Origin of the sequence: Methylobacterium sp. J-048, from assembly GCF_022829515.1 — a bacterium.
GTDB lineage: Bacteria > Pseudomonadota > Alphaproteobacteria > Rhizobiales > Beijerinckiaceae > Methylobacterium.
On record NZ_JAKSYL010000022.1, the window covers coordinates 1 to 361 of the forward strand.

At 64.5% G+C, this 361-nt stretch carries 1 pseudogene; it reads right to left on the bottom strand.

What is annotated here, in order from left to right:
* Positions 1-241: pseudogene (locus MKL09_RS00660) on the bottom strand (SOS response-associated peptidase); the annotation flags it as partial.
* Between the last annotated feature and the right edge of the window lie 120 nt (positions 242-361).

Sequence of the window (361 nt, forward strand, 5' to 3'; positions counted from 1 at the left end):
AGGCAGGCGACGGCATACCCCAGCGCATCATCGACAGGGCACGGTCACCGTCGCGCATGCGGATCACAGGTGCCGCGGTGTTCGGGAAGATACCGGGCAGCGGTGGTAGGTTGCCAGTGTCATCGTGTTCGACGCCGAACAACCGGCCAATAGCAGACTGTCCGCGGACCAAGCTGTACAGGTTGCACGGTAGGCTCGCTCGCGAAGGCCGCGGTGGAGAATGGGGACCGGAGGCGACGATCGCTGCCCCGCAGCCCATAATTTCAGGGCTTTCGGGGCGTCGTGCCGTTCCTCACGGCGAAGGGGCCAAGTACGCAACACGGACTCAGACGCAAGGTGGCAGAGGAGGGTTAGCTTCGGC